Below are 21,260 nucleotides of genomic sequence, written 5' to 3'. Positions count from 1 at the left end.
CGGCACCGCCGGCAATCCGCAGTTCAAAAAGTCGGCGAACGGGTCGGAGAATGGGTGCACGGGCTAGGCATCCCGATTGGTGTCCAGCCGAACCATGCTTGGCGGCACACGTTCAAGAGCGTTGCGCGCCATGTCGGCATGGATCGCGAGGTCGAAGGCTTCATCACGGGTCACCGACCGAAGAACGCGAATGCCGGCCACGACTACGGCGACCGTTGGGTCGCGACCATGGCCGCCGAGATCGAGAAGTATCCGCGGTACAAGATCGCGGCGCTGAAGAAGGCGCCGGCGCCCCACAAGCGCCAGCGTCGGACGCCCGCGCAGCTTGCCGCCGCGGCGGAAGCGAAGACGATCCGACAGGCATCGAGGGCCAAGCGGGCGGAACAAACGAAGTAGGCGGGAGAGAGAGTGGGACTCCCTCCCCCATGCTAAGTTTGCGCGAAAACTGCCGAAAAATAAGGATTCCTGAAAAGACCCGCTGGGAATTTGTGACCACCGCTGTGTACCACTCTGTAGGCCTGATTCGGCAGTCAAACTCGACCGATTTCGAGACGATTGAGGCTGCCCACGCTCTACCCGTTCTATGCGGACTTCCCGGCGTCTATGCCATCAAGACGTAGTCGGTGCCGATGGTCAGTCAGCAGGCGTGCGCCGCCCAGGACGGCGGCCAGCGTTCCCAGCCCGGTCCCGCCAGCGATCAGGAACATGATAAGCAATTGATATTTGACGGCATCGACCGGTTCGACACCCGCAAGGATCTGGCCGGTCATCATCCCCGGCAAGGAAACGAGGCCGATAGCCGCCATACTGTTCATGATCGGCATGAAGCCGCTTCTCAAAGCGTCCCTTACGACCGGCAGCAGGGCTTGGTGTCGGGTGCCGCCGAGCGCGAGACACGCTTCGACGGCGGCCCGTTCGCGGACCAGGCTGTTCGTCAGCACGTCCAGGCCCAGGCTTATTCCGGTCATCGTATTGCCGAGCATCATGCCCAGCAAAGGCAGCGCATAGCGAGGATGATACCAAGGATCGGGGCGTAGCTCAGTCAGAAGTGCGAACATCGTGACGGTACCAGCTGCGAGCAGCGTGCACCCGGCGCCAAGACCGTACTTCCAGATGCCCTGAAGGCGGCGCTTCTGCCGCGCGACGATCTCCGCGAGGCGAAGAAGACCATGATCAGGGCCGCGAGAGCGGTCCAGAGCGGCGACACCGCGGCAAACAGAAAAGTCAGCACGTATCCGACGAGGACGAGCTGGACCACCATTCGGACGGTCGCAATGGCCAGTTGCTTCTCAAGTTTGAGGCGGAGAACAAGCGAGAAGACTCCGTCCATGACGACAAGGAGCGCGGGGAGGACCAGATTGCCATACGATATCTGGATGTAGGTCACGGCCGGTTTTCCTCGATCCCGCCGTCGTGCCTCATCGCAAAAATCCTAGTCCCGACGCGGCGGGCTTGGGCGTTGTTGTGGGTACTCCAGAGGACGCTCATTCCCTCCGCGACACGTTCGGCGATCAAAGCCTCGACGGCGGCGGCGGATGCCGAGTCGAGCGCCGAAGTCGGCTCATCCAGTAGCAGGACGCGCGACCGCAGCATCAGCCCCCGCAGAAGTCCTAACCGCAGTCTCTCGCCCGTCGAAAGTCTCTGGATCGGCCACGCTCCGCAGTCGTCCGGCAACCCCAGCCGCGCGACCAGCGGAAGGGCAGCCTCCCAGGCTGAGAAATGCTCCTGCACAGCGTCGGACCACCAGCCCGGCTCGGCGGCGAGGTAGGTCACCCGTCTTCGCCACTCCGGGGCGGGCATCGCCTCTCTGAGCATGCCGTCCAGCTTGACCGTTCCTTCGTTGGGATCGAGATCCGCGATGGAGCGGAGCAGCAAGGCCTTTCCGACCCCGGAAGGCCCCTGCAGGGCGACACATTCGCCGTCCTGCAAGTCGAACGACACGGAGATGTGCAGACGCTTGAGCTCCCTGACCGTCAGCATGCGTCAGAGCTTGAGCCGCAGGCGATCTGCGACGCATCGAACAATCTCCGCCGGCGCCTCGGCCGGATAGGGATGCACCGAGCTCACGTTGATCTCGCCGAGCACGTAGCCGTCGCTCCCATCGGGCTGGAAAGGGCCGAGCATGAAGTCCGCATCCCAGATGGCTGGGAGGTCACCTCGGGCGATGTCCAAGAGTGAAACAAGCTGCGGCGTCCACTCGTTTTCCATCAGCCGCCGCAACCGCTGGAAGCGCGGGTCAGCGTTTGACGTGTAGAGCCGCGGGCCGACCCCGGCTCGCGCGGCCGGCGACTCAACCAGGGCTTTGACCTTGTGGTGACCGAAGCCGGCGCAGCGGTCGCCGGCCATGTAGCAACGCACGACGCCCTCGTCTAAGCGAGGTTGGAATGCTTGGTCGACCACGCTGCCGTTCTCGAAATACTCCGCACAGCGGCGGAGAAAGTCGTCCAGCGTCAGTTCCTCCGGCGTGTCTTTGGTCGCGTCCAGCACCCTGATCAAGGATGAGGTCGGCAGCTTCTCGACCTTCCAGACGCCCTGGCCACCGTTGCCCCGGTTGCGCTTGATGACGCGCGGACCGGAGGCGAGCCGCGCCGGCAGCTCCGCGCGCATCGCAGCGGCGGTTTGGTACAGCGCCGTGTCGCTTCCCCAGCCCATGGAGCGGGTGCGATAGAGGACCTCCTTGGTGCCCATCTTAAGGATGACGTCCGGATGAGCGCTTACCCAAACGCCTTGCGCGGCGACGTCGCGCAGCAGGGCATCGAGACCGGCCCGATTCCGACCGTCTTGGATAGGGTTGACCCAGACGAGTACGCCGTCAACCGCGAGCAGCTGTTCGTGGACGGCGTCTGCGCAGCTCTCGTCGTAGATCACGGGAAGCCCTTGGACGCCGACGGCGGCAAGCGCATCGAAAACGTCGACGAAGCGGCCGCTTTTCGGGGTGGCATCTCGACGCGCGGCGGCGTCTCCTCGCGAGAGGATGGCTACCGTGCGTCGGGCAGAAGAGTGTTTTTCGGTGTCCATGCGCAAGCTCCACGTGTTGCGTGCTGCGCAGAGCTTGGACCGAAGTCTCGCCGGGAGTCTGCTTAATCCCGCCCAGGCAGTCTACGTGATATCGCGAGGATCCTTCAAGCGGCGGCTTTCTTGACTGGCGTGTTGACGCAGGGAAGAGGTCGCTTCCGTTCCGGACGGCGTGAAATTTTCGTGACGTTCGGTTTCACGCGCCCGAGCGATCGCGGGTTGACAGCCTGGCCGAGTGAGTTTTTATTCGCGTGACGGGGATATGCGATCTCCCCGCGAGGCGTCATGCTCAAGAATCGCGTCCTGATCACCAAGGGCGCAGCATGTCAGCATTGTACACCTACCTTTCACCCGACAAACTATCTCGATCGTTAGGCTCGGCGGCCGCGCCGACGCTGGGCCGGCTCGCGGCTTTGCGCTGCGCTTCGCGCATGTTCGACGACGCCATCGAGCGGATGAACCCAGGTCTCTTCCTACACGACCGATGTTGCCGCGACACGATCAGGGGATCGCACGATGGTCCGGCCAACAAGGTCAGGTGAGGCCGGATGCGGGACTACTTCTGGGGCTGGGACAACTAGGAGATCAGACATGCGAACATCGACGATCTATCAGGTAGCGATAATCGTGACCCTTGCGGCGGGACTCGCGCCTTCCCGCGCCCTTACCCAAGACGAGCTTGTCGCCAAGATCCAGGCGGCCGGCTACTCGCAGGTAACCGACGTCAAATCGACCGCCGAAGGCATCACCGCCAAGGCGGTGAAGGACGGCAAGCCAGTGACGCTCGTCGTCGACAGCAGCGGCCAGATCAAAGAACGAAACTGAGGTGGAGGATGAGTAAGATGAAACGCATAGTCTGGCCCATGACCGTGGTCGGCCTCGCTCTCGCCTACCTGCCCTTCGTCTACATGGCACGCGCGCAAGCGATCGATTGGCAAAAGGTCGACGAGACCCTCGGCCGGAAGGCCGCGGTCTCCGATGACGTCCACCGCTACGGTTTCCCACGTAGCGACCTTTCGGTGACCTTGGACGGCGTGACGATCAAGCCTTCACTGGCGCTTGGCGGATGGGTCGCCTTCAAACCTGGGCACGGTGGCGCCATGGTCATGGGGGACCTTGTGCTGCTAGAGACCGAAATTAACCCTGTGATGGCGAAGATGATCGCGAGCGGTCTCGAAATCACAGCCGTGCACAATCATCTGCTGCGCGCGAGCCCGGCGACGTTCTACATGCACGTGGCCGGTCACGGCGACCCCCTCAAGCTGGCCTCGGCGATCCATGATGCGCTGGCCGAGAGCACGACGCCGCTGACTATCGCGGCCCCCGCGAGCCCACCGCCCGCCGTGGACCTCGATACGGCGAAGCTCGACCAGATCATCGGCGTTAAAGGCCAAGCAAACGGCGGCGTCTACCAGTTCAACGTGAAGCGGCTCGACCCGATCACGCAAGACGGCACGCCGTTGACGCCCGTCGGCCCGATGGGCGTGGCGATCGGCATCAATTTCCAGCCGACCGGGGGCGGGAAGTCCGCCATCACGGGCGACTTCGTGCTGACGGCCGACGAGGTCAACCCCGTCATCGTGGCGCTCCAGACGCACGGCATCGAGGTGACGGCGCTGCACAGTCACATGCTCGATGAGCAGCCGAGGCTGTTCTTCATGCACTTTTGGGCGAATGACGGCGCGATCCGGCTTGCCGAAGGCTTGCGCGCTGCACTGGACAAGACGGCGAGCACGAAGAACTGAGGCGAAAATCGCAAAGGAGGCGATCCGATGTCCTACCGGGCCAAGCCGCTGCTCGCCCTAGTGTTCATGTCGATCTCGTTGATGGGAGCGTCCGCCGTGGCTCAGACCTTAAATTTTGATGACGCTCCTGCGGGAACGTCGCCCCAAGGCTGGATTTCTTACGAGGACAGGAAGGGGAGAGCCGAAATGGACCGTTGAGCCAGAGCCCACCGCACCGAGTAAGCCGAACGTCCTCAAACAATCCGGCACGGCGACTTTTCCAGTGGCGCTCAAAAGAGATACCGACATCCGCGACGGCTTCGTCGAAGTAAAATTCAAAGCGATCACCGGCTCTGAGGATCGCGCTGCGGGGGTCATCTGGCGCGCAAAGGATGCCGACAACTACTACGTCGTCCGGGCAACCGCTTTGGAGGACAATGTCGTACTTTACAAGACGATCAAAGGCGTTCGAATGTCTCTGAATATCGTGGGTCGCAAGGGCGGATATGGCGTCAATGCGCCCGTGGCGTCCGGCCAGTGGCACGTGCTGCGCTGCGATTTCGCAAGAACGCGGTTCAGGGTGACGTATGACGGACGCCAGTTGTTCGACGTTGAGGACGCCACGATTGCTCAATCGGGCATGATCGGCCTGTGGACCAAGGCGGATAGCGTGACCCTGTTTGATGATCTGACGTATGGTGACTTCAAATAGGTCTCTGCCCTTCCTTGCCGGAGATAACCATGAACTTTCGGCGCCTAACGGTCGCGACGGCCTTGGGGATCGCGTCCATCTGCCCGCTGCGGGCGGAAGAAAACTTGGTCGCCCACAAATCACTAACTCCGGAGTTGGCATTCGATCTCGCGCGCGCCGCGTTGAACAGTTGCCGCTCCCGGGGGCTCCAAGTAGCAGTCGCTGTGGTCGATCGCTCGGCGTGACGCAGGTGATGCTGCGTGATCGCTTTGCAGGTCCTCACACCTCGCCAACGGCGACAGGCAAGGCTTGGACGGCTTTCGTTCAGGACCAGCACGACAGAGCTCAATGCGATCAGTCAACCCGGCACAATGCAGTCGGGCATTCGCCATCTTCCTGGAGTAGTCATCATAGGAGGGGGACTGGTGGTCGAAGCCACCGGCTCGCTGATCGCAGCGGTAGGTGTCTCCGGAGCTCCGGTTGGCGACGCTGACGATGCATGTGCAAGGGCCGGTATCGATGCCATCCGTGACAGGTTGGATTTCTGACCCGACCAGGTTTCGGGCTCTTGTGCGAGGATTGGAACTCGACGGTCTAAGAACCGGTCGCCGCAGCGGGCCTTCTCGGTGCAGTTCTGAAAGAAGAGCAATCTGTGAACTAGCTCATTTTAGGTTGAAGGAGATCGTGGCTTAACACGCAGGCGAGTCCGAGGATTGCACCAGGAGACGGGCAATGCCGATCACTACGGAAACGACCTCGTTCACCAAAGACATTCAAGGCCGCTATCTCTGCAACAATCTCGCGGAGGTAGACGCCTGGAAATTAGCAGGCGGGCGTCCATTCGATTTCATCATCGTAGGAGGCGGGACGTTCGGTTCGGCGATCGCAGAGCATTTGTGGTTCCGGCAGAAACAGACGGGCGGCGGATTGCGGACGCTGGTCGTCGATGCCGGGCTGTACACCGTTCCTGAGCACGTTCAGAACACCGGCATCCAAGGGTTTGCTGATCCGGCCAATCCGTTCTTTCTGAACGAAAACCTGCCGCAGCCGGAGCCCCCACGCAACGAGGTCTGGGGAATTCCATGGAAGTCGACCATTCCCTTCAAGGGACTGGCGTATACGCTCGGAGGCAGATCGCTCTATTGGGGCGGCTGGTCGCCTCGTCTGCTGGACGAGGAGATGTCGGGTTGGCCCGCGAATACCGTAACCGATTTAAACCGCCGCTATTTCGATGAGAGCTCTCGGCAGATCGGTGTCGACGAGGCGAACGACTTCATTTTCGGCGAATTGCAAAACGCGCTGCGTCGCCAGCTCTTCGACAGTTTATCCAGCGTGCCCGGAGCGTTCGCGCTCGACGCGCTCCCGCCGTCTCCGCTGCTGAAGCCGGGTGCCGACGCCGCACAGTTGCTCGGTCTGACGTCAAGCGGCGGGCTTTCGCAGAACGACCTGCTTAACCTGCTGAAGCTGGAAGCGCCGCTCGCTGTGCAGGCGCGCCCGCCACACGTGGGGTTCTTCCCGCTGAACAAGTTCAGCGTCGTTCCGCTGCTGATGAAGGCGGCTCGGACCGCGGCGAGCGACTCCAACGGCAATGATTCCGTCAAGGAATTCATGGTGCTGCCCGACACGCATGTGCTGACGCTGCGCAGCGTCCCTACCGCGGCAGGGACCTGGCGCATCTCGGGCATCGACACCAGCCGAGGTCCGATAGATCTGGCACCGGGTGGTGCCATCGTCATCGCGCTCGGTACGATCGAGAACGCGCGGCTGGCTCTCGCATCTTTCGATGCCACCGGACTTCCGACCCTGCCGCTCATCGGCAAGAACCTGATTGCGCACCTTCGCTCGAACCTTGTCATCCGCGTGCCGCGGTCGGCGATTTCCGGGCTTTCGCCCGCGGTGAACGAGCTGCAGACCGCGGCCCTGTTTTTGAAGGGACGGGCCACGCGCCCGAATGGTGATCTGATCGGCCACTTCCACCTTCAGATCTCCGCCAGCGGCGGCGGCAACACCATCGGCGCCGAGGACGAGCTCTACCGGAAGGTGCCCGATGTCGACTTCTTCGACCAGCTGAAGACCTCGACCGATACGCTTGTCGCAATTGCAATCAGAGGACTCGGCGAGATGGAGCCCGCCGATCCGGCCAATCCCGCCGCTCATCCAAGCCGCGTCGATCTGAGCGCGCGCACCGACGAATACGGCGTTCGTCGCGCATCGGTTGCTCTGACCCCGACGCAGCGCGATCAGGATCTTTGGGCCGCCATGGACGCGGCGATGCAGAAGGTCGCCGCCATCTTCGCCAACGGGCAGCCCATGCAGGCGCTCCAGAGCAATCAGGACGGGCTCGGGACAACCCATCATGAAGCCGGGACGCTTTGGATGGGCACCGATCCGACCGCGAGCGTCACGGACGGCAACGGACGTTTCCATCACACCGAAAACCTGTATGCGGCCGGCCCGGCGCTGTTTCCGAGCATCGGTTCGCCCAACCCGATGCTGACCGGGATAGCGCTCTCGCGCCGCACCGGCGACCTTATCATGACGCCGCCGGCCGTCGCCGCCGACGCGGGTTTCGAGACGCTGTTCGATGGCGCCTCTCTCGGTGACTGGACAATGTCGACGATCAGCAACCAGCCCGGTCGGGACGCCCCTGGCTCGTTTAGGGTCCGGCGCGGCGTTCTCGAGGCACGAACGGGGACGGACCTGGGGCTGCTCTGGCTGAAGCGCCCGACGCCGCCTCGCTACGTCTTGCGGCTGCAATGGATGATGACGGCGCCGGACGACAATTCGGGCGTCTTCATCGGCTTCCCGGACCCTCGGAACGAGGGCTTCGACAACACGGCTTATGTCGGCGTCAACTTCGGGTTCGAGATTCAGATCGACGAACTGGCCCGGCCGGATAATGCGCCCATCCACAGGACGGGTGCGGTCTACGCCTTCAAGGGGCCGACCGACGGTCCGCTGAATGTCCATCCGGTCGGAGAGTGGAACAGCTATGAGATCACGGTCGACGGTGCCGACATCACCGTCGCGCTGAACGGGCAGACGGTGAACATTTTCCATTTCGCGGGCGATCCGCAGTCCCCGCGCCGCGGGCTGCCGTCCACCGCGCAGGACCCGCGCTTCATCGGCCTGCAGACGCATACGGGCCGCGTGCTCTTTCGCAACATTCAGTGGAAGTCGTTGGAGGGTGTTGTGGCATGAACCTGATGCCACTCGGATCGTTGGGCGCCGTGGAAACCAACGGCACGGTGACGTTCGGACTCTGGATGCCCTGGTTGTCGGCGGCCGACGGCAACGTCGTCACCGTGAAGATCATCCATGAGGCGGACCAGTTCCTGCAGGAGATGCCGGCCCGGGAGTTTCGGCTCGCGCACAGCGTTCGTGCTCCCTATGGCGACTTCTGGTCGGTCACGGTCCCCGTCGCCGGGACGCCGCCCACGGTGCCGGGCTCGGCCTGGGGCAGCCCGGGTCGCTATGTCTACCGCTACACCATCACGAACCCGAACGTCGGAATGCTCGACTGGATCATCGACCCTTTTGCGCGCGAGTTCGGTGTCGGCAAGCAATCCGCCTTTACCCTGGGATATCAACCCTACGTCTGGAGTGCCGGCGAGGCGCAATGGCGGACGCCTGAGCTGGCAGATCTGATCCTTTATGAGGTGAGTATCGCCGAGTTTGGCAACGACCTCGATCGCGCCCGCGGGCTCTTGGCCTATCTCGCCGACCTCGGGATTAACGCCATCGAGATCATGCCGCTGTCCAACGTCGGCAATTCAATCGACTGGGGCTATCTGCCGATCGGCTATTATGGTGTCGACGAGCGGTTCGGCAAGCGGTCGGATTTCCAGCAGTTGGTCGACATCTGCCACCAGCATGGGATCGCGGTGATTGTCGACGTCGTCTATGGCCACACGGGGGTGGATTTCCCGTACTACGACGCCTACAGGCGGTTGCGGTACCGCGACAATCCGTTCATGGGGCCGTTTGCCAAGGACTACTTCAGCAATTTCGGCAAGAGCACGGATTTCACTCGCGAGATCACCCGGGATTTCTTTCATACGGCCAATCACCATTGGCTCGAGGTTTATCACGTCGACGGCTTCCGCTACGACTGCGTCCCGAACTACTGGGACGGGCCGATGGGCGTGGGCTATGCGAGCCTCGTCTATGAGACGCACCAGCTGACCAAGGCGAACATCGCGGCAGGTCGCCCGTACTGGAGCCGCTTCGACGCAGGGGCGGGCAAGCCGCTGACGCTGGTGCAAATGGCCGAACAGCTCGAAGCCCCGGAGGACGTGCTGCGCTCGACCTATTCCAACTGCACCTGGCAGAACGGCACCTATGGCGCTGCGCGCGCGGTTGCCCATGGGGATCACGGCCGGCTCGCCGACCTCGGTCTGCAGCTGGGCCTCTTCGGCTACCCCGACCGGGAGACTGTCAATGGCGACGATATCCCCAAGACTGCGCTTCAATACGTCGAGAACCACGATCACGAACGCTTCCTCTGCAATTTCGGGACCTCCAATCCCGACGAAGCCGGCAATCCGCTGTTCGCCGAGGGCGACCGGACGCTTTGGTACATGCTGCAGCCCTATTTGATTGGCCTGCTGATGAGCAAGGGCATTCCGATGCTCTGGCAAGGCGAGGAATTCGCCGAAAACTACTTTCTGCCCGACTTTGGAATGGGCCGGGTCTCGCTGCTGCGGCCCATGCGATGGGATTTCTTCTACGATGAGTCCGGCCGACCGATCGTGAGCCTGATCCGCAGGCTGCTGCGGATCCGGCGGCAACGTGACCACATTCGTCAGGGCGCGTACTTCTTCTTCAACGATTGGGATCGCTATCAGCAGTTCGGAGTTCTGCTGTTCGCGCGCTACGCAGGCGCCCAGTACACGTTGGTTGCTGTCAATTTCAGCGACACCGACCGGACCGTCCCCTTCTGGTTTCCGATGGCCGGAGACTATGTCGAAGAGCTGCATGGCGGCGCTCTCGACCTGAGGAACGTGCTTTCGCTCCGGCAAGTAGATCTAGATATCCCATCTCATTATGGACGGATCTGGACGCTGATGTAGGCTCGGCGACCGCCCTTACGCCCAGTTCACGGCAGGGTCGATATCCGATCGACGCGGTCGCAACGGCAACTGGTCTGAAAATATTACGGGCGAACGTTACAGAGTCTTTGAGAAACGGTAGGGATCGCTCAAAATCGCAAGGCGGAGGTCGGATCAACCCAATCGATGCTTCTCTCACGGTGATTCTGCCTCACCTAGAGGCGCGGCGCGCCTTGGCTGTCTTGACACTCGCGATTTCGGCGATCGCAGGCCAGGGAGGTCATATCGACCGTCACACGGCTTTTCGATGTTCGGCCCGCTGCTGCGCCCCATATTATGCTCCGCAAACCCGCGCGGGCGCGGCCCGGCGGCGATGGGTTGGCTATCGCGCGGACAGAACCCGCGTTGCGGCCGCCGGGGGGCCGCGACTGGGCTAACTAAACCAGGCGGCTCGCGGTAAGGGCCCCGCTCTTCGGCGGTGATCTTCCAGATGTCGAGACGGGCGCATTTAAGACGTTCGTCGACCCGTTATTTCTTCGGCGCAGAGCCATCCTTCAACGAAGCGTCGTAATCGGCCTGCGAGCTATTGATGTTTGATTGATTGCCTGTCGCACGGCTACCGGTTGTCGTCCCGACCGTGTTGGTTGTCTCGCCCGGGGCGTGGGAAGCAGCGCCAGGCCGGTCCTGGTTGCCGACGTAGCCAGATTCGCCGGAATTGCGGGTTTTTATGCCTTTATCCGCTTCAGTCTGCACGCTTTGAGCAACACCGGATTGGGACTTTGGCTCCGTTTGCTGGGCGTCAGCAGCTATCGGTATGACTGGAAGTGCGAAAAGCAATGCCACAGACAAGTATCGCATGGCTGTTCTCCATCTAGGCCCCGCCGCTTCATCAACGTGCGAATCCCAGAACATTTCCGCCAAACTGATGAAAACTTGCGACTGCATCCTTGACGCTTCTCCCGCAGAAAACTGGCAGGAAGACCGCAGTCTTCATCCTTTGTCCGCCGCTACAGCCAAGTCTTCCAGCCCAAGAGCGGTTCGCGTCTCGCAGGAACGACTACGCGTCGGTTTCGTTGGTCGTTCTCCGAACAAAAAGGGAAAGATAATGGACCGTGAACATGTGAAAGGCGCCGCCGACAAGGCAAAAGGCGCGATCAAGGAGGGGGCTGGCAAGCTTACGGGAGACAAGGACCTGCAAGCCGAAGGCAAGATGGACAAGGCTAAGGGGTCCGCCCACAACGCTGCGGGAGACGTGAAGGACGCCGCGCGGGACGCCGCTGACGCCCTCAAGAAAAAATAAGTAGAAGAAGTCTGAACTAGCCGCGTCGGGGCGGCTCTTTCTTTATTTCAATTCGAGGTTCGGCGAACTCCCGATGCGAACCTTGCGGTCGGCCGCGTCAAGGTCGATGTCAGGAACGCAATCGAGGAAGCCGCATCTCTCTTCCTGTGAGATGGCAGCAGCCGTGATTACTGTCTAGGGGACCGACGGCGAGGTACGCATCCAGCGTGGTGTCCTCTCTTCGGTCCCGAACTGAGCCGTGGCGACCTTATCGGGCGGCACGCCCGATCCCTCAAGAATCGTCCGCAGAGCGCGAGGTTGGCGCCGGTCTTTACCGACCTTGTGTCACGCGAGATCGGCGATCTCACCGATCTTCGCGGCAGGCTTCTTTTTGAAGTCTTTGCCTGCTCTTCCGGAAGGCGACCATATTACGACGTAGTTCTTGCGCAGTACGGCGAGCGTCTGCGCGTCAGCCGGAATCGCAAGGTCGCTGCGTCCGACCGCCAAGTCGGCTTTGCTAGTGCCCATGAGGGCCAGGGATTCGGCCGCTCCTGGGGTGGTGAGGGTGGCAAGCCTGACGGTCCTGCGGCTCATCACGACTCTGAAAGCGGCGGCGGGCATTCCATGAGCGAGCAATATGATCCCAGAAGGCGTCGGTGGCCCGGGTCGGCCCCTCAGTTTCTCTTACCGGGCTCTGGCGTCTTGTGTTCTTGTGGAAGGGCCTCCAAACGTCGTTCGAGGGAACCCTTCAGAAACTTCGTCAGCTCAGGACCAACTACAAAATAGTAGGACGTGACGTCCGGCGGCGGCATCCGAACACGGAGCATCGTGTCAGGCTTTGACTTTTGGTAGACGACATCCACATTGTGCGCCTGAAGCTCTATGTTGATTTCTTCGCCCACAGGTGGGCCTGAGCGAACCGACTCGGCCATCGACAGGACGGGCTTGCCTTGCCCAAGCAATGCTTCGAACATGGCGATCGGCATCGAAAACTTAATCTGTTCGCCACCCGGCTGGGCGATAAAAGTTACTAGTACGACATTTCCATTTTCAGCGTAGCCGATTGGCTCAAATCCGATCAGTGGGATGGTGGTCATTTCGCCCCCTTGAAGCGCCCTCCGAGAAAAGTTTGCCCCAGCGTCCTCTGGGATTCGAGTCCCCGTCCACTCCCTTCAGGCAGCATGCGTCGGCGTCCACTCCTGAGGCGATTGAGACAGCAATGAGATAGCGAGAGGGACCCCAGCTTCAGGGCGGTGAAGCTGGGGCTTCTTTAGGCTGCCCCTTGGGGAAGGCAGCCACCCTTGGCAATGGGCAACGGGAAAACTTGGCAATCGGCAAGTCGTTCCTAAGTTCGACCATAAGTTTCGTCCGGTTGCCTAACTTCCCGCAGCTGCCTCGGGGCAGCTAACTACAGCAGCCCGTGCCGTGCTCCTGAACCGGCGGACAGGGAATGGTGCCGAAGGAACAGAACACGCAGCAGTCTCCAAGGAGCGGCTTCAGGCGCTCGCCGCAGCCTTTGCAGTCGTAGAAGAACTGGCAAGCGTCGGTCGGCATGACCTCGGCAGAAGCGTGACCGCACTTGGGACACGTGATCGTTGAGTTCAGGATCATTTACCTTCACGCGCGTGGCAGCACCGAGTAAAGAGCTGCCTTCAGATCGGTCGCCAGTTTTATTTTCTCTCTCAAAACGAGGATTTTGAAATATTCCTTTGCGATATCTGCGGGGATCCGAAGTGCTTCAAGCTGGCAGGCGCCCAATTTGGACATCGCGGCAATGTGCGTATTTTAGATGGGGTACATGGCAATCCAATCCGCTGTCAGGAAAAAACGGTAAGGAACGATACAGCCAAAAGCGTTGGGGCGTCGCTCGAAATAAACAGCCAGCGATGCTGTCGTTTTGGGCCCTCTGGGCTCCTCGATTTTAGACAACCCGCGCACAGCTTCAATGTGGACCCGCGCCCTTCGCCGTCCACTCCCTCAGAGACTGCCGTCGCAGCTCTCAGGAATGCCCGTCGTTCCAGACCTGCTCGCCACATCGGCTGCAACGAAAGAGTCGGACCGTCTTGTCATTGCGAACGTCAAGGATCTTCGTCACAAGTCGCAGGACGGTGCCGCCGCATCTCGGGCAGCTCTTCTCTGGGAGCGCTGGCGTATCAGTGGTCATGGCCGCCGATTTTAGAGCGCGCCTCGGTTCGGCAATGATTCTTAGTCAGTCCACCCCTCTCAGGACCGTGCATGGAAGGTCCGATTTCCGGTTAGGAGCGGACTTGACGCGGGCGTTTCGGCAAAGTCAGCAACGGGCCAGTTCCGGACTCACGTGCCGCAGCAAGCGAGACCATATTCTTTGAAGAATCCGCCCGTGCTAACCTCGCAGTGCGAACTCAAGGAGAGACACATGGCTCGTTCAGTAACGCGTCGTGCCTTGCTTACGACAGCTTCTTTAGTTGGCATTGGCGCCGTGGTGCACGCCCAGCGATCGCAGCCATGGCGCGTCGCGCTGGTTACCTCCGGACAAGGCGACCGGATCATCGGCTGGTTCAGAGAAGCTTTGGAAGCCAAAGGATATCGGGAGGGAAAGGACCTTATATTCGAACTGCGCGAAGCGAAGGGACACTACGCGCTGTTACCGAAATTAGTCGAGGATCTCGTCGCACTAAAGCCGGACATCATAATTGCCGAAGCGACGCCTGCTATTGCAGCTGCACAACGAGCGACCTCGACGACTCCGATCATCATGGCGCCAGCCACCGATCCGATCGGCTCTGGCTTCGTCAGAAGTTTTGCCAAGCCCGGTGGTAATATCACCGGCGTTGCAAATATGTTCGGTGATCTCACAGCGAAGACGCTCGACATTATTCGCCTTCTGTTTCCCAAGGTCCGGAAAATCGGTGTACTCACTTCAAACAACCCGACGCATCCGGCTTTGGCCGACGTAGCGGCCAGGTCGGCGGGCGTCATCGGCATTTCAGCCCAACGGTTCGTTGCGCCCAACCCCGAGGACGTCGAAAAGGCGTTCGCCGACATGCAGGCCGCGGAGTGCGAAATCGTCTACGTACTTGCGGACCCGCCGCGGCCGTCGTTGCCATCAATCGCACTTAAGTACCGCCTGCCGACAGTATATCAGGTCACCAATTACCCGGACCTGGGTGGGTTGATGGCTTACGGGCCGGACATCAAGGCTCTATTTGTTTTAGCGGCCGATTACGTGGACCGTATCCTAAAAGGTGCGAATGCAGCGGACTTGCCGGTTGAGCAACCGACGAAGTTTCAGTTCGTGATCAATCTCCAAACGGCCAAAGCGTTGCATTTGGCCGTCCCGGAGCAAGTGCTCCTGTTGGCAGACAGAGTGATCGAGTAGATTGAGGCACCGAAAGTCCGCTTCGGGTCAAAAGCGCTCGTTTGAATGGCGGCGTATCACTTCCATTGTGCCCCGATCAGCAGACCATATCTCAGCCAAACCGAACTTCGCCCAACGTCTCGCAGCTCGACACAGCCCTGGGATTGGATCCTAAATGGTGGAATCGGAACCGCTCTGGGGCCATTCGGTGATGATGGAAAGAAGGGGATCAGGCCTTGGTCTTGACCGGGAGCCGAAAGGGCGCCCCCAGCCGGTTGAACGCGTTCATGGCCGCAATCGTGATGGTGAGGTCCACGAGATCCTTTGGCGCGAAAGCCGCGCTTGCTGCAACATAGGCCTCGTCGGAGGCGTGCGTCTCGCTAACGAGCGTGACTTCCTCCGCCCACGCGAGGGCAGCGCGGTACTTGTCGGGAAACAGGTGGGGCACCTCGGCCCAGACCGGAACGAGTGCGACTTTTTGAAAAGGCATCGTGGCCAAGAGGTCCCGGGTGTGCAGGTCGATGCAGTGCGCGCAGCCGTTGATCTGCGAAACCCGCAGGAAGACGAGGTGGATCAGTTCGTGGGGCAGGTCGGTACCCGTGGTGATGTAGTGGTGGATGCCGAAGAGCGCCTTTGCACCCTGCGGCGCCACTTCGTTCCAGACCAGCCGCTTGTTCTCGCTCATGACGTGCCTCGTTGTTCGGAACGCCGGAGATTCGACGCTCGAAGCCATGACGGGCCAAGCGGTCAGGGTGTGACATGGCACTCGGCGGTTCCATTCAAAGCGGCCGATGTCACATCCAGGCACGTCCGATCGTCTTATCCTTGGGTTCGGGATGCGCGAGCGACGGTGACAGCGGATATGATCTGCGAGGAAACTGGGCGGATGGAGGCGATGGACGATCAGCGGACCACCGAGTTCGAAACGGAGCGCAGGCGCCTGACACGCCTGGCCTATCGGATGATGGGCTCGCTCACCGAGGCGGAGGACGTCGTTCAGGACGCATGGCTACGGTGGGTCGGGGTGGAGGGTGGCGTCGATTCGCCTCCCGCCTATCTGACCCGCATTGTCACACGCCTGTGCCTCGACCGACGCCGCTCCGCGCGGGCGCGCCGGGAAACCTACGTCGGACCGTGGCTGCCAGATCCTCTCGTGGGTTCCGTGGAGCAGGACGAGACGGTCGCCGACGACGTCACGGTCACGTTGATGCTGGCCCTTGAGCGTCTGTCGCCTCTGGAGCGGGCCGCTTTCCTTCTCCACGACGTCTTTGACGTGCCGCTGACCGAAGTGGCCATCACCCTCGGCCGCGAGCCGGCCGCTGTTCGTCAGCTCGCGGCGCGCGCCCGCAAGCACGTGCAGGCCGCACGACCCCGCTTCGACGTCGAACCCGCGGATGCGGATCGGATCACCCGTGCTTTCTTCGCCGCAGCACGCGACGGGGACGTGGCGGCGCTTTCGGCGCTGCTGGCAAGGAATGTCGAGATCCATGCCGATGGCGGCGGCAAGGTCCTTGCTTTCCGCAATGTCATTCGGGGGATCGAGCGGGCCCTGCGCCTTTTTGCGAGGCAGCGGCGCAAATATGTCGTACCGCCGACGCTGCTTCGTGTCGTCACTATCGACGGCCTGCCAGGCTACGTTAGCCTCGATGGACGCGGTTTTCTGCAGACGACTGCGCTCGAAATCCGCGAGGATGGGATCACCGCGATCTACATCGTCAAAAACCCGGACAAGCTGTCTCACTTAGCGACAGAAATGGACTTTCCAGAACGCATCTCGCCGGTACCGCCAGCTTTATGAACTGGCCGAGTGACTGTGGCAACGTGGAGAATCGTTTGATGGGCTGCATACGAGGCTCGCCCACGATCGACGTCCGCCGGACCGTGGAGATCCAGAAAGCAGATGCCGTCCGCCTGTACGGTCCCGAGGCGATCTGGAAGAACGTCGGTCAACGTTTGCTGGACAACACGTGCACGTCCCGCACGGGGCGTCATGAGGAAGACGGCTGCTGGCCGGAATTCGAATAGGCGTCCGGATGGCGCCGAAGCACCATCCAACTCCGCTCTCCGGAGGCGACCGCAAGGCGCTGCAGAAGGAGCTCGGTCGCGCCCGCGCGATGACGACGATTCTCGCGGCACAGTCCGGCGAGGCTCGGGCCAAGGGTGAGGCTTTGATCCGCCAAGCCGACAAGCTCTTGTGCGAGTCTGTCAACGAACGCTTGTGGTTGGACGGCGGCCCCATCGATCCGTTTCCGACGATCGACCAAGCCATCAACGGCGGCTATAGCTGGCTCCAGATCGAATGCTCGCGTTGCAGGACAAAGAGGGACGTCGACATGGCCGCGCTGCGCCATCCGCCCACCACATTCGTCCACGACCTGGCGAGCCGTCTCCGCTGCAGCAAGTGTGCTAAGGCCGGGCGGCGACCGCCGGCCACGCTGCTGCAGCTGGCGCAGCGGGCACGCCATCCGGACCAGGAGACCTGAAGATTGTGCAACCTGTACTCGATCACCACCAACCAGGCTGCCATCAGCGCGCTGTTCCGCGTCGTCAACCGGTACGTCGGCAACCTCGCGCCGATGCCCGGCGTATTTCCGGACTATAGGGCGCCGATCGTCCGGACGGGCGCCGAGGGCCGCGAGCTCGCAACCGCGCGCTGGGGCATGCCGTCCTCGTCCAAAGCGTTGATGGACGCGACGAAGAAGCGTGCGGAGAAGCTGCAAGCCAAGGGCAAGAGTGTGGACTTCAAGGAATTGCTCCGGATGGAGCCGGATTCTGGAACGACCAACATCCGTAATGTGAAAAGCAAACACTGGACGCGCTGGCTCGGCGTCGAAAATCGCTGCGTGGTGCCGTTCAACTCGTTCAGCGAGTTCAACAAGGCCGAGGGCGGCGACATCTGGTTCGCGATCGACGAGACCCGACCGCTCGTCTGCTTCGCCGGCATCTGGACCAACTGGACGTCGGTCAGGAAGGTCAAGGAAGGTGAGACCACCAACGACCTCTACGCGTTTTTGACCACGGAGCCGAACGCCGAGGTCGGAGCCATCCACCCGAAGGCAATGCCGGTGATCCTCACGACGCCGGAAGAGGTCGAGACCTGGATGACCGCGCCTCCGGACGAGGCGCTGAAGCTGCAGCGGCCGCTCCCGGATGGGGCGCTCCGGATCGTCGCCCGCGGCGTCAAGGAAGATACCCCGGCTTCGCCTTCCTGACTTCGCGGACACCGAGCGGTCGGCGACCAGGAGAGGCGCAGCCCGTCGAGGCGCTTGACTTCACCCATGCTATTCGAACGAAAATAGAACAAACGATTCCTGCCGCGAAGGTCCGCTTGGCCAAACTGCCGCAACTGCCCGTCTATTATTATCTCGACCATTTCGCCGAAATGCTCGAGTTCGTGCAGCGAACGTACGAACCCGTGCTTGGTCCAAATCATCACGCTTTCATAGCGCGCTTCGAGGGACTTCCGAGAGATGCCAGATGCCTGTTGATCCGCATGATCAACCGGCGTGGTGCGATATTCAATCGGTCCCTGTTCGACTACCCCGAGATCGACGATATCGAGCAGGCGACGTCGGATCTGATGATGGTCGGCCATGCCCGGGTAATCGGTGAAACCGACTACGCGGGGTTCGTCGCGTCTCTTCCCAAAGATGTCCTCTTCACCGGAGCACAGGCGGCCGGGCGCAAAGACGTCCGCAAGTCCTGGGCCAAAGCCAAGTTCATCGATTATTATCTCGAACAGATCCCGTTTTCGACGGCCGCGCAGCACTGCGGCGCCCGGAAATTCATCGCTCTCGACGGCACGCGGCCAATCGAATTCCTGCTGTATCTCTACTTCGGCAAGACCGAGGTGAACCTCAAGAACTTCGCGCTGCGGGACCTGGGTATCCTCCGCACCAATCGCGAGACCGCGTTCAGCGCACGTTTCACCGATGCCGAGGAGGCGCTTGCCTCGTTCCACTACAACCAGATTCTCGACAGCCTTGAGGGCGGATCGGAGCCTGTCCACAGGCGGGCCGCCATCGACGTGCTGTCCGGGCCTGCCTGCGGGACACGGTACGCCAACGACCTCCGCAGCCGAGCGGCTCATCAGACCGGACTTTTCTTCGACAAAGCGGGTGAGAGCGATCTTGCGCGGCAGCTCTACCGCGCGGGGTGCTCGCCGGAGTGCAACGAGCGTCTGGTCCGCCTGCTTTACAATACCGGGGATCGCACCGGAGCCGAAGACCTGCTGCAGCGGATGATCGATGATCCCGCCAGCGACGGGGAGCACGTTTTCGCAACTGACTTTTACGCTCGCAAGTTCGGAGGGAGGCGCACAGGCGTCTGCACCGAACTGCTGCGGTCCGGGCGAACGATCACTGTCGACGATACCCATCGCGGCAATCCAGAAGCAGGCGTCGCCGGCGTTCTGCGGCGCAAGGGCACCAAGGTCTTTTTCACCGAGAATGTGCTGTGGCACACCCTGTTCGGCCTTCTCTTCTGGGACGAGCTCTTCGAGAGCACCCGAATGCCCAGCGAGTTCGACTGGCTACCCCATTGCCTAAAGGACCGCAGCTTCGGTCGGCTCTTCGCCGTGACGATCGACGAGAAACTGGCCGCCATCGCATCCGGAGCTTCTCTTCCGTTGATCCTCCGCACCGTCGCAACAAAAGGGGGCCGCCCGAATGGAATCTTCAGTTGGGATCATGTGCAAGTGGAGGCGCTCCGCGCGCTGCTCGAAGGATTCGATCCGACCGCCATAGCCAGCATCGTCCGCAGCATGTGCGACGACTTCCGCGGCATGCGGGACGGTTTCCCCGACCTGATGCTGGTGCAGGACGGCAAAGCGTCCTTCATGGAGGTCAAGGCCGAAGGGGACGTGATCCGCCGCAACCAGCTGACCCGCCTTCGCCAACTCGGCGCCGCCGGCATCATCGCCGAGATCGGTCGGGTGGATTATCGTTTCGACCCCGAGCAGGACTACGTGGTGGTCGATATCGAGACGACCGGCTCCTGGTCGAATGGCGATCGCATCACCGAGATCGGGGCGGTGAAGGTTCGCAATCACTGTGTCGTCGACGAGTGGCATTCTCTCATCAATCCTCAGCGTTCCATTCGGAACAACGAGCCAGTTACCCATGCACCCCTCCTGCCACTTCGGAGGTACCTGCGAGTGCAATTACACCGAGCAGCCTGCAGGGCACTGGGACGCGCCTCATGCCGGCACCGGAAGGTGGCGTTGCGCACAGCCCCGCGGAACACGGGGACAAACCTCAGCCCTGCCGATTGCGAATCCCTGCTGCGTGCTAACCGCCCGGAACGAGAAGACGGGCGAAGGGATTCGTCCCGGCAGGAGCAAGCTCGATGCTGATGACGAAGGAAACCGGAAGCCTCGAGCGTGTGCGAGACGTCGGATGCGATCCGAGGGTCATCCTCGACAAGAAGCACGCGCATCACTTCTCCTTCGTCCGCTCGACTTCGCCGCTCTTCGCATCGACGTGGATGTCGAACAGCCGGCCCTTGCCGTCCAGCACGCGAAATTCGTAGGTCCATGCGCCGCCTTCGCGCTCGAGCTTCACGCCAACAACCTCGCCGGGGAGCTTGCCCTTGACCACATCGAGCACGTCGGCGAGCGGACGTATCTCGCCGGTCTCGACGGCTCGTCGCGCGTCATCATGATCGCGGGCGAGCGCGGGCGCCCCGGCCGCAATCAGCAGCGCTGCGGCAAGGATCAGGGTGCGAAGCGGGTACAAGCGCAAATCCATGAAACACGTAATCCGGAAGATATGGATGGCAGATATCAGCTGACAAATCGCTGACTTGCCTCAACAGGCGTCAGTCAGGCCGCTTCTGGCAGGTTGCCCGGATCGCCGGGGCATGGTGTCCCGGCCACCGTCAGGAGATACCCATGCGCAAGATCGCCATTTTGACCGTCGCCGCCGTCGCCCTCGGGGCGGCTTCCGCCCAGGCCGGCAGCTTCGGCAAGCCCTGCACGTCGGCACCGGAGTCCCAGTGGCTGCCGATGCCTCAGTTGCAGGCCAAGGTGGGGGCCCAAGGCTACAAGGTCCAGAAGGCCAAGCTCAAGAGCGCATGCGGCGAACTCTACGCCTTGGACAAGAACGGCAGCCGGATCGAGCTGTTTGTGGATCCCACCAACGGCCAGATCATCGGCCAGATGTGA

The 21,260-nt window shown here is 61.6% G+C and carries 21 protein-coding genes and 2 pseudogenes; 14 read left to right on the top strand and 9 right to left on the bottom strand.

The features are described 5' to 3' along the window. Positions 1 to 54 precede the first annotated feature (54 nt). Positions 55 to 396 carry a hypothetical protein gene (locus C7G42_RS07685; protein ID WP_147250234.1) on the top strand — a complete coding sequence of 114 codons (342 nt, stop codon included), beginning with the start codon at positions 55 to 57 and terminating at the stop codon, positions 394 to 396. A gap of 185 nt (positions 397 to 581) precedes the next feature. On the opposite strand, the pseudogene C7G42_RS07680 reads toward C7G42_RS07685, so the two are convergent. The 3 genes and pseudogenes from C7G42_RS07680 to C7G42_RS07670 all read right to left on the bottom strand — a co-directional run bounded on the left by C7G42_RS07680 (position 582) and on the right by C7G42_RS07670 (position 3,018). Further along, positions 582 to 1,387, bottom strand: a pseudogene (locus C7G42_RS07680) (ABC transporter permease). Beyond that, positions 1,384 to 1,980 (bottom strand): ABC transporter ATP-binding protein, encoded by a 597-nt coding sequence (locus tag C7G42_RS07675; protein ID WP_106948341.1) that lies wholly within the window; start codon positions 1,978 to 1,980, stop codon positions 1,384 to 1,386. The pseudogene C7G42_RS07680 and the gene C7G42_RS07675 overlap by 4 nt, the downstream one beginning before the upstream one ends. A 3-nt stretch (positions 1,981 to 1,983) precedes the next feature. Then, positions 1,984 to 3,018: a Cj0069 family protein gene (locus C7G42_RS07670; RefSeq protein WP_106948340.1), complete on the bottom strand. Its 1,035-nt coding sequence runs from the start codon at positions 3,016 to 3,018 to the stop codon at positions 1,984 to 1,986. 588 nt (positions 3,019 to 3,606) lie between these two features. Between C7G42_RS07670 and C7G42_RS35195 the strand changes: the two genes are divergently transcribed. The 6 genes and pseudogenes from C7G42_RS35195 (at position 3,607) to C7G42_RS07640 (ending at position 10,502) form a co-directional block, all read left to right on the top strand. Further along, positions 3,607 to 3,840 (top strand): PepSY domain-containing protein, encoded by a 234-nt coding sequence (locus C7G42_RS35195; RefSeq protein ID WP_199580691.1) that lies wholly within the window; start codon positions 3,607 to 3,609, stop codon positions 3,838 to 3,840. 38 nt (positions 3,841 to 3,878) lie between these two features. Continuing rightward, the gene (locus tag C7G42_RS07660; protein ID WP_502694184.1) at positions 3,879 to 4,760 is read left to right on the top strand and encodes a DUF1259 domain-containing protein; all 882 of its coding nucleotides are present in this window, start codon (positions 3,879 to 3,881) and stop codon (positions 4,758 to 4,760) included. Between the two features lie 118 nt (positions 4,761 to 4,878). Then, complete coding sequence (locus C7G42_RS07655) at positions 4,879 to 5,451, top strand: hypothetical protein (RefSeq protein ID WP_245427570.1); 573 nt, start codon at positions 4,879 to 4,881, stop codon at positions 5,449 to 5,451. Between the two features lie 29 nt (positions 5,452 to 5,480). Further along, positions 5,481 to 5,978: pseudogene (locus C7G42_RS07650) on the top strand (GlcG/HbpS family heme-binding protein). A 184-nt stretch (positions 5,979 to 6,162) separates the two neighbouring features. Next, positions 6,163 to 8,631: a 3-keto-alpha-glucoside-1,2-lyase-like domain-containing protein gene (locus tag C7G42_RS07645; RefSeq protein ID WP_106948338.1), complete on the top strand. Its 2,469-nt coding sequence runs from the start codon at positions 6,163 to 6,165 to the stop codon at positions 8,629 to 8,631. Between the two features lie 65 nt (positions 8,632 to 8,696). Then, positions 8,697 to 10,502, top strand: coding sequence for an alpha-amylase family glycosyl hydrolase (locus C7G42_RS07640; protein WP_245427621.1), 1,806 nt, complete (start codon positions 8,697 to 8,699; stop codon positions 10,500 to 10,502). A 507-nt stretch (positions 10,503 to 11,009) separates the two neighbouring features. On the opposite strand, the gene C7G42_RS35725 is transcribed toward C7G42_RS07640, so the two are convergent. Then, positions 11,010 to 11,426, bottom strand: coding sequence for a hypothetical protein (locus C7G42_RS35725; RefSeq protein ID WP_245427568.1), 417 nt, complete (start codon positions 11,424 to 11,426; stop codon positions 11,010 to 11,012). Positions 11,427 to 11,586: 160 nt separating this feature from the next. On the opposite strand from C7G42_RS35725, the gene C7G42_RS07630 reads away from it, so the two are divergent. Further along, positions 11,587 to 11,781, top strand: coding sequence for a CsbD family protein (locus C7G42_RS07630; RefSeq protein WP_106948336.1), 195 nt, complete (start codon positions 11,587 to 11,589; stop codon positions 11,779 to 11,781). A gap of 324 nt (positions 11,782 to 12,105) precedes the next feature. On the opposite strand, the gene C7G42_RS36295 is transcribed toward C7G42_RS07630, so the two are convergent. The 3 genes from C7G42_RS36295 to C7G42_RS35720 all read right to left on the bottom strand — a co-directional run bounded on the left by C7G42_RS36295 (position 12,106) and on the right by C7G42_RS35720 (position 13,371). Further along, positions 12,106 to 12,354 (bottom strand): hypothetical protein, encoded by a 249-nt coding sequence (locus C7G42_RS36295; RefSeq protein WP_502694183.1) that lies wholly within the window; start codon positions 12,352 to 12,354, stop codon positions 12,106 to 12,108. An 80-nt stretch (positions 12,355 to 12,434) separates the two neighbouring features. Continuing rightward, positions 12,435 to 12,857, bottom strand: coding sequence for a hypothetical protein (locus C7G42_RS07620; protein ID WP_106948335.1), 423 nt, complete (start codon positions 12,855 to 12,857; stop codon positions 12,435 to 12,437). A 307-nt stretch (positions 12,858 to 13,164) separates the two neighbouring features. Further along, a complete protein-coding gene (locus tag C7G42_RS35720) occupies positions 13,165 to 13,371 on the bottom strand; it encodes a GDCCVxC domain-containing (seleno)protein (RefSeq protein WP_106948334.1) in 207 nt (68 codons plus the stop codon). A gap of 784 nt (positions 13,372 to 14,155) precedes the next feature. Between C7G42_RS35720 and C7G42_RS07605 the strand changes: the two genes are divergently transcribed. Next, on the top strand, positions 14,156 to 15,118 hold the full coding sequence (locus C7G42_RS07605; RefSeq protein ID WP_147250233.1) for an ABC transporter substrate-binding protein: 963 nt from the start codon (positions 14,156 to 14,158) through the stop codon (positions 15,116 to 15,118). A gap of 208 nt (positions 15,119 to 15,326) precedes the next feature. On the opposite strand, the gene C7G42_RS07600 is transcribed toward C7G42_RS07605, so the two are convergent. After that, the gene (locus tag C7G42_RS07600) at positions 15,327 to 15,782 is read right to left on the bottom strand and encodes a carboxymuconolactone decarboxylase family protein (protein ID WP_106948332.1); all 456 of its coding nucleotides are present in this window, start codon (positions 15,780 to 15,782) and stop codon (positions 15,327 to 15,329) included. 210 nt (positions 15,783 to 15,992) lie between these two features. Between C7G42_RS07600 and sigJ the strand changes: the two genes are divergently transcribed. The 4 genes from sigJ to C7G42_RS07575 all read left to right on the top strand — a co-directional run bounded on the left by sigJ (position 15,993) and on the right by C7G42_RS07575 (position 20,450). Then, complete coding sequence (gene sigJ / locus C7G42_RS07595) at positions 15,993 to 16,895, top strand: RNA polymerase sigma factor SigJ (RefSeq protein ID WP_245427618.1); 903 nt, start codon at positions 15,993 to 15,995, stop codon at positions 16,893 to 16,895. A gap of 235 nt (positions 16,896 to 17,130) precedes the next feature. Then, complete coding sequence (locus tag C7G42_RS07585) at positions 17,131 to 17,580, top strand: hypothetical protein (protein ID WP_106948329.1); 450 nt, start codon at positions 17,131 to 17,133, stop codon at positions 17,578 to 17,580. Positions 17,581 to 17,583: 3 nt separating this feature from the next. After that, positions 17,584 to 18,309, top strand: coding sequence for an SOS response-associated peptidase (locus tag C7G42_RS07580; RefSeq protein ID WP_106948328.1), 726 nt, complete (start codon positions 17,584 to 17,586; stop codon positions 18,307 to 18,309). A gap of 116 nt (positions 18,310 to 18,425) precedes the next feature. Next, complete coding sequence (locus C7G42_RS07575) at positions 18,426 to 20,450, top strand: VRR-NUC domain-containing protein (RefSeq protein ID WP_245427567.1); 2,025 nt, start codon at positions 18,426 to 18,428, stop codon at positions 20,448 to 20,450. An 82-nt stretch (positions 20,451 to 20,532) separates the two neighbouring features. Here the strand turns inward: C7G42_RS07575 and C7G42_RS07565 are convergent, their stop codons facing one another. After that, a complete protein-coding gene (locus C7G42_RS07565) occupies positions 20,533 to 20,844 on the bottom strand; it encodes a PepSY domain-containing protein (RefSeq protein WP_106948327.1) in 312 nt (103 codons plus the stop codon). A gap of 143 nt (positions 20,845 to 20,987) precedes the next feature. Between C7G42_RS07565 and C7G42_RS07560 the strand changes: the two genes are divergently transcribed. Then, positions 20,988 to 21,260, top strand: a complete 273-nt coding sequence (locus C7G42_RS07560) for a PepSY domain-containing protein (protein ID WP_106948326.1) — start codon at positions 20,988 to 20,990, stop codon at positions 21,258 to 21,260.

Origin of the sequence: Bradyrhizobium sp. MOS003 (assembly GCF_003020125.1) — a bacterium.
GTDB lineage: Bacteria > Pseudomonadota > Alphaproteobacteria > Rhizobiales > Xanthobacteraceae > Bradyrhizobium.
This window is presented reverse-complemented; position numbering and strand designations above follow the sequence as displayed.